This window comes from Pseudomonadota bacterium (assembly GCA_018823135.1).
Taxonomy (GTDB): Bacteria; Desulfobacterota; Desulfobulbia; order Desulfobulbales; family CALZHT01; genus JAHJJF01.
In genome coordinates this window covers 61,229-69,098 of the sequence record JAHJJF010000041.1, presented here as the reverse complement: position 1 = coordinate 69,098, position 7,870 = coordinate 61,229, and the positions used below count along the sequence as shown (strand labels likewise).

Here is a 7,870-nt window from a genome sequence, read left to right as displayed (position 1 = left end):
ATTTTCCAGCAGGGCCAGGAAAACTCCAGTCTCTATTTTATTAATGGCGGCAAGCTCAACATCCTTTACCGCCAGGGGGACAGGGAGTTGTTTATTAAAAAGATGGGCACCGGTGACATAGCCGGGGATGACACTTTTTTCACCGCATCACTGTGCACTACGACCCTGGTTGCGATTTCAAATGTAAAAATAAAGTTTCTTGACCGCTCCGTACTGAAACAATGGCAAAAGGATCTTCCTGCCCTAGAGTCGAAAATTCACGACTTCTGTCTTCGTTCCGAGACCGCCAGCGACCTCTTACAGAAAAAATCCATTAACCGCCGCCGACAACAACGTGTGCCGATTACCGGGACGATCCTTATCCAACTGGTCAATGCTGCCGGTCAGGCTCTTGGAAAAGTACTTATGGGCGATCTTAGCGACATTTCCGTCGGCGGCGTGTCATTCCTGATAAAAGCGCGTCAAAAGGAAACAGCACGTCTCCTGCTCGGCAAGAAAATGAATGTAAAAATAAGCCACTCCACCCACGAAATCAACGAAAACGGCACGGTCATCGGTGTTCGATATAATCCCCAGGAATTCCGCCAGGACACAGATTATTCAGTTCATATGAAATTTGATAAACCCCTGGACAGCCAGACGATCTGGGAAATTGAAAACACCCGCCGCAAGAGTTAAGGGCCTCTCTTGCTCCTGTTTCTGCATTTGATCGACTTTCTTGCAAAAAACCGGCAATCCAGGTAAAATTTTTTACTGAATTGAGAAGATATCGTATAATCCATTTTCAAAATGAAATTTCACCAAAAAATACAGATAGTTACCCAATAGTTTCAACATCACGCTCAAGACGTCACCACTCCGGAGGAAAAATGAACAAGAATCGCAACGCCCGATTACTCCCCTCGCTTGCCTTGTTTGCCACTTTACTCACCATATCTTTCTTGTCCGGATGTGGCGGTGGCGGCAGCGACGCACCTCCCGCAGCAACCTATTCGGTGAGCGGCACAGTCACCGCAGCCTCCGCAACCGACATCGACGTTGACACCAATGACCCGGTTTCATCGTACAACGACAATGGCACTGCCGCAACGGCCCAGCTTATCACTAATCCCGTAACCGTCGGGGGCTTTGCTACCAGGACCTCCACGGGAAACAGCGGCGACCGGTTTGCATCAGGATCTGATATATACGACTGGTACCGGGCGACACTTTCCGCCGGACAGACTATTCTTCTTGATGTCAGTGATCACGACGGCACCTCCGGCACCAATCCCGACCTGGATCTCTACCTTTTCACAACCAGCAACACAACAACACCAATCAAGTCGTCAGAAAATCAATATGGAAACGGTGTCTCCGAAAACATCTTAATAACCAGCAGCGAAGATTATTATATCCTAGTATACGCTTTTTCAGGGGCCTCCAACTATACCCTTTCTATCGGCCAGACCGCTGCTGCCGCGCCCATCGGCAACTTACGGCTTGAGGATGAATTTGTGCCGGGGGAAGTCATTGTCCGTTTCAATGAAACCCTTCTTTCTGCAAACTTCACCGGAAATAAAACCATTACAGCCAAGGCCCAATCCCTGGGGTTGCTCCATAAAGCCGGTGATTTCGGCAGGCCGGTTCTGCTCAGTCTCGGCAATCCTGCAACGAAAGCCGCCGCTTTCCAGGCTCTTGGGATTGACTCCCTTGATCCCATGGCCGAAAAACTGGCATCTGCAGATATGGAGATGCTTAAAAAATACGATACCATCCGTGCGATAAAGGCCCTCAGGAAACGGGCTGATATCAAAACCGCTGATCTCAATTATATCCGCCAGGCAAGCAAAACCCCGGTTGACGAATACTATTCGTACCAATGGCATTATCCCCTTATAAACCTCCCTCAGGCCTGGGACATCACCACCGGCAATGCCTCTGTTATTGTCGCGGTTGTTGATACCGGTATCATCCTCAGCCACCCGGACCTGAACAACCGGGTCTGCCAGTTTTCATCAGCATGCCAGGGCTATGATTTCATCAGCAATACAACCATTGCCAATGACGGCGACGGAATCGATTTCAATCCCGATGATCCGGGTGACGGCAGCACCCCGGGCGGCAGCTCTTTCCACGGCACCCATGTTGCCGGCACCATCGGCGCCGAAACAAATACAGCGGGACCCGGCAGCGGTGTTGCCGGCGTCACCTGGGACACCAAAATCATGCCGATCCGGGTGCTTGGCAAGGGCGGCGGCACCAGTTATGACATCCAGCAGGGCTTGCTGTATGCCGCAGGACTTGCCAACGACTCAGGCACGGTGCCGTTCACTCCGGCGCAAATCATTAACCTGAGTCTCGGCGGCAGCGGCTCCTCGCAAACCGAACAGGATGTTTACACAAATGTTCGCAATAATGGAAACTACGGCGCCGGCGTTATCATCATTGCCGCAGCAGGCAACGAAAACACCAGTAGCCCAAGCTACCCCGCTTCCTATGACGGAGTTGTTTCGGTGAGCGCAGTTGACATGAACAAAGCCCGGGCCCCCTATTCCAACTATGGTTCCATGGTTGATGTTGCTGCGCCCGGCGGCGACACCAGCGTCGACCTGAACGCCGATGGCTATGCCGACGGCGTGTTGAGCACGGTGGGCGATGATTCCGGCAGCTCCATTGCCAATGTCTATAAATTTTATCAGGGAACATCCATGGCAGCACCCCATATGGCAGGTGTCGTTGCTCTGATGAAAGCGGTCAAGCCCGATCTCACACCGGACGATCTCGACGCTTATCTGCTCTCCGGAAGCATCACCGAGGATATTGGAACTCCGGGAAAAGATGTTTATTTTGGCCACGGCATGATTGATGCGCTCAAAGCAGTCAAGGAAGCCAGCACCGGAATAATTCCACCCACCCTCTCGCTTTCTCCATCATCCTTGAACTTCGGGGCCAGCACAACATCACTGACCGTGGAAGTTGCCGACGGCGGAGGCACCCCTCTGACCGTCAACAGCCCCACAGAAAACGCCAGCTGGATTACATCCGTGACGCTGACAACCGATCTGGGAAGCGGCAAGGGCACCTATACTGTCGAGGTTGACCGAGCGGGATTAACCGAGTCCACAGCAAGCGCCTCCATCACTTTTCCGACAACCAGCGCAGGCAGCTACACGCTTCCGGTGAACATCCGGAACAATTTAAGCAATGCCGGGAATACGGGTCTTCACTGGATGATCCTCTGGGATCCCACCAATCCACTTGCCACCAACCCCACCACCCATGCGGCGATCATCGGAAGCGTCTATAATTATAGTTTCAGCGCAGTACCTGCCGGCACCTATTATGTTCTTGCCGGAACGGATTCAGACAATGACGGCTATCTCTGCGATCCGGGCGAGGCCTGCAGCGGCTATCCCACTGTCAACGCGCTGACACCAATCACCATAAGTTCGAGCAATATATCCGGCATTAATTTTACCAGCGGCTACAATACCAGTGTTCAGTCAGCCTCAGCAGGCATACAATCAATTCCGCCTCAAGGAATTTCCTTTCGCCGCGACAAAAGGATAAAGTGACCTCTTATGCGCTGTATTTTCTTTTTGGGTTTATTGACAATCTGTCTGACCTGCCCGGGCTTCGCCATTGCTATGGGAAACGATGGGCATCCTGACGACACACCCATGCAATCGGTTCAAGGAATTGGCCTTACAGAAAAAACTCCCGGCGCGGCAGTTAATGAGCACAAGTTTGCGATAACAGTACTGGATTCCGGGATTCATTTTAACAGGCCCGGACAAAAAACTCAGGCGCTCTGGCTTCGCGACAATAAATCCTATGAAGGTCTGCGGGGAAAAATCCCCCGCCAGATGCTCGGGGGAAGCAACAAAAGCTTTCTCCTCCCTGATTTCGCAAATGAAGGAATTCTTTTTGTGGCAATGGGGGAGAAACCCTCCGCAGGTTACAGTCTTTCTCTTGCCGAAGACACGGCATTACTTACAGATGGTATTGCCTCCGTTCGGATTCATTGGCTTGAGCCTCAACAAGGGATGATAACCGCCCAGGTCGTAACCAGCCCCTGGATGATGATCCGGCTTCCGAAGCTTAATTTTGGAAAAATCCGGGTGACTGATCAGGATGACAGGGTCCGGGCTGAAATCGAACTTGCGTTGAAGTGACAGGAACTTGCTTTTCTGCACAATGCGAAATCCTGAATTTACCCGGCACTCCCATGGGCCGATATCAACTCCTCTAAATAGTCACCAAAAAACATGCCGAACCCAGCGCCAAACCTTTATCACACAATTATCATAATTTTTTCAAACAGTTAAGTCGGGGCACGTTAAGACATTGCCCTGAAGAAAGACAGCATTTACCAATTCCGGTTTCAAGTCGGGAATTTATGAGGGCGTGAAGAACCGGGAGCTCATTTCTTCAAGGCCAAGGCTTATGAGCACTTCCTGCAGACGTTCGCTTGGACGGCGGCGCGGCAGGTCTTTGTATATGGCGATGATCAGTTCGTTTTTCATGGAGTGTTCCCAGCCCACAAGCTCGGTGACCGTGACCTGATAGCCGTGCGCTTCCAGTTGCAGACAACGGAGCACATTGGTGACCAGGCTGCCGAATTCGCGCGTGTGCAGCGGATGCCGCCATATTTCGGCAAGGCTCTTGCCTGCAAGGGTCTGGCCTTTGTTTTTCCGGAGCATTGCCGCGACTTCGGCCTGGCAACAGGGTACCACCACGATAAACCGGGCCTGTTTCTTCAAGGCGAAATGAATGGCATCGTCGGTGGCGGTATCGCAGGCATGCAGCGCGGTCACCACATCAACCGTTGCCGGCAAGTCTTTGGAATCAATGGCCTCGGCGACTGACAATTCCAGAAACGACATGCCGGAAAATTTCAGTCGTGCCGCAAGAGCCCGTGATTTCAAAACCAGCTCGTCCCGTGTTTCGATGCCCCAGATATGGGAACCGTTGTCCTGATCCTTGAAAAAAAGGTCGTAGAGGATGAAGCCGAGATAGGATTTTCCCGCCCCGTGATCCACCAGGGAGATATCGGGATGATCCTCCTGGACCGCCTTGAGGAGCGGCTCGATGAATTGATAGAGGTGATAGACCTGCTTGAGCTTGCGTCTGCTGTCCTGGTTCAGCTTCCCGTCGCGGGTGAGGATGTGCAGTTCCTTCAGCAGCTCGATGGATTGCCCTGGCCGTATTTCGTGTTTTTCCTGGATCAAACTCTTAAACCTTGCACTCGGTTGAATTTATGGGGCGGGGCGCCTGGGCCGTCTGTCAGCTTTTGTTGCGGTTTATTGTGAGAGGCGCATGCCGGAAGCAGTCCGTAACATGATCATTTACCATTCCAACCCCCTGCATGAAAGCGTAGCAGATTGTCGAGCCGACAAAGGTAAACCCTCTGCGCTTGAGTTCCCTGCTCATTCTGTCGGATTCCGGAGTGGCAGCCGGGATCTGATGTATGTGGCGCCGGGAATTCTGAATCGGCCTACCACCGACAAAGGACCAGATAAATGCATCGAAGCTTTTATACTCGTCAATGACTTGCAGATAAGCCCTGGCGTTGCATTGTGCCGATTGCACCTTAAGTCGGTTGCGGATGATTCCGGGGTCTTTCAGCAACCGATCGATTTTTCCTTGGTCCCAGTTCGCGATTTTCACCGGGTCAAAACCATCGTACGCGACTCTGTATGTAGTACGCCTTTTAAGAACAGTCAACCAGCTTAATCCCGCTTGGGCCCCTTCAAGAATGAGCATCTCAAAAAGTTTCCGGTCGTCGTGAAGGGGAACGCCCCATTCCTTGTCGTGGTATTCGATATACAGAGGGTCGTCGGTTACCCAGGCGCAGCGTTTCATGCATTTCCTCCGATACTAACGACCGCCCCGATTGCGCTCAGGCGGAACTGATCCTGAGTCACAAGCGGGTCGTCCTGGGATGCGAAAATGGCGCATGTTGCGGCTTGAGTGGTTTTTTGGGGAGCGGCGCCGGTTGTACCGGCTGCAGCCGTTATTGCGGCGGCTTGAGCCGCCGGTAAATCGAGATCGACATTGTTGATGATGAGCAGTTTCCGATCGTCGGTGAATAACGCCCAGGCGCAGGCGGATGCGGTGGTATAGCCCACTTCATGAAAGAAAGGTTGTTGTTTAAGAAAGGCGACCATCGCAGCGGGATCAAAGGTTGTTCCGGTGCCAAGTTGACGCTTGAATTCCGTTTCAATTGCATCCAGTGTGGCGAGTCGCTCCGTGTCCGACACCGGGGTTCCCTCGATCCCCTGGCCGGTTTCGGCACCTGTGCCGATCGGTTGCGTGGTGTTGTCGTCCGCTGAGCTGCCATCGCCACCGCCGCTGCAGCCGGTCAGCGGAGGCAATGCCACCAGGACCATGCCACTGGACAGCAGGCGCAGGAAGGTTCGTCGCGTTAACATAAAAAACGGGTTGGAGAAAACTGCTGTAAAGACCGGATCATTTTCCATAGACACCACCCTGGTAAGAGTAAGATGCCGCCAACGTCATTGATTCTAAGAGAAGATGTTTAAATGTTGATGCCGAGGGTTAGGGCCAATTATATACGCCGTGCCAAGATAAACTTATCTCAGACGATCCTTTCTGCTCTCGTCCATGACATGAAACCCTTTCAGCGGATCACCGATCACATTGAAACTGATATTACTATCATATCGATCAATGAAACGGACTTCAAATTGCGTATATTCGCCGCTTGATAAAAGAAGGATTTCCGGCTGAATCTTTTCATCATCTGAAGAACCCTCTTCCCGGTCATCTTTGATTGCCGCCGATTCCCCTTCCAGAGAAATCTCAAATCTAACTCCTTCAGGAAGCCGCCTTGAGCGAAAAACGCCTTCTTTCTCAAGGTCAAGCCAACGTCCTTCCTCATGCCGGAGAAATACATATCCCTCATGGGTAAACCGCACGGCATATTCTTCTCCTTTGAGCACGGCTTCTTCCATTGCAAGATCAATTAACGACACAAAACGTCTCGCTTCAATTTCAATCTCGTCTTTTCGTGTATCAATGGAAAAGGCCGCCACACCAATGACAATGCCGATTATCAGCAGAACCACCATTATTTCGAGGAGGGTAAAACCGTTGCGGTCAAAGGGTAAATCTTTTTGAGAACTGTCGCGGAAGTTCATAGGTAGATGTTGGCTGAAAGGCTGATTTACAGAAAATTCAAGGGCACAATCGCGGATAATTGCATAAAATAACTAATCAATAGAACAAAACTAAGACTGTTGGTGAGCAACAAATAAAAAGACTCCAAGCTGATTACTCAAGATTCCAGTTGCCGATTTCCGCATCAAGGCCATCACCGCCCAGTTGCCCGTCCGCACCCAGAGAAAATATATCCAGTGGACCAAAAACACCCGGATTCAGATACTGGTAAGGATTGCCCCATGGATCTTTCGGGAGCCGGTCAATATACCCGCCATCCTTCCACTTTTTGGGTTCAGGTTGATCCTCCGGACGTTGCACCAGAGCCTCAAGGCCCTGATCGGTGGTCGGGTAAAAATAATTATCCAATTTGTAAAGCTTCAAGGAATTTTCAAGCACCCGGATGTCCTGTTTGGCTTTGACGATTCTTGCCTGGTCAGGCCGGTCCATAATCCTCGGGACGATTATCGCGGCTAAAATACTCAAAATCACCACGACCACCATAATCTCAATCAGCGTAAAGCCTTTTTCATTGTTTTGTACCATAATGGAAGCTCTTTTATTTTGTATTTGATTCATCCAACCATTCCTCAAAATTATCATTTATGCGCCTCGTAATCATTGTCGGACTCGCATAAAGCACTCGTCGGACGCGTATTTTATCTGTAACTGATTAATATTATTAGTGGCGATAATTCGGTTTATA

At 51.0% G+C, this 7,870-nt stretch carries 8 protein-coding genes; 3 read left to right on the top strand and 5 right to left on the bottom strand.

The annotated features are described in order from the left end of the window. The 3 genes from KKE17_03725 to KKE17_03715 form a co-directional block, all read left to right on the top strand. The coding region (locus tag KKE17_03725; protein MBU1709094.1) for a cyclic nucleotide-binding domain-containing protein at window positions 1-678 on the top strand (678 nt) is incomplete at its 5' end. Window positions 679-869: 191 nt separating this feature from the next. After that, the gene (locus tag KKE17_03720) at window positions 870-3,557 is read left to right on the top strand and encodes a S8 family serine peptidase (GenBank protein ID MBU1709093.1); all 2,688 of its coding nucleotides are present in this window, start codon (window positions 870-872) and stop codon (window positions 3,555-3,557) included. A gap of 6 nt (window positions 3,558-3,563) precedes the next feature. Continuing rightward, window positions 3,564-4,157: a protease complex subunit PrcB family protein gene (locus KKE17_03715; protein ID MBU1709092.1), complete on the top strand. Its 594-nt coding sequence runs from the start codon at window positions 3,564-3,566 to the stop codon at window positions 4,155-4,157. A 222-nt stretch (window positions 4,158-4,379) separates the two neighbouring features. Here KKE17_03715 and KKE17_03710 read toward each other — a convergent pair whose 3' ends face one another. From KKE17_03710 to gspG, 5 genes are all read right to left on the bottom strand, one after another. After that, on the bottom strand, window positions 4,380-5,210 hold the full coding sequence (locus KKE17_03710) for an SAM-dependent methyltransferase (protein ID MBU1709091.1): 831 nt from the start codon (window positions 5,208-5,210) through the stop codon (window positions 4,380-4,382). Between the two features lie 58 nt (window positions 5,211-5,268). Next, on the bottom strand, window positions 5,269-5,847 hold the full coding sequence (locus KKE17_03705) for a DNA-3-methyladenine glycosylase I (protein MBU1709090.1): 579 nt from the start codon (window positions 5,845-5,847) through the stop codon (window positions 5,269-5,271). After that, on the bottom strand, window positions 5,844-6,464 hold the full coding sequence (locus KKE17_03700) for a hypothetical protein (protein ID MBU1709089.1): 621 nt from the start codon (window positions 6,462-6,464) through the stop codon (window positions 5,844-5,846). The genes KKE17_03705 and KKE17_03700 overlap by 4 nt, the downstream gene beginning before the upstream one ends. A 114-nt stretch (window positions 6,465-6,578) precedes the next feature. Continuing rightward, window positions 6,579-7,145: a type II secretion system minor pseudopilin GspH gene (gene gspH, locus KKE17_03695; protein MBU1709088.1), complete on the bottom strand. Its 567-nt coding sequence runs from the start codon at window positions 7,143-7,145 to the stop codon at window positions 6,579-6,581. Window positions 7,146-7,278: 133 nt separating this feature from the next. Then, on the bottom strand, window positions 7,279-7,710 hold the full coding sequence (gene gspG, locus KKE17_03690) for a type II secretion system major pseudopilin GspG (GenBank protein MBU1709087.1): 432 nt from the start codon (window positions 7,708-7,710) through the stop codon (window positions 7,279-7,281). Window positions 7,711-7,870: the final 160 nt, after the last annotated feature.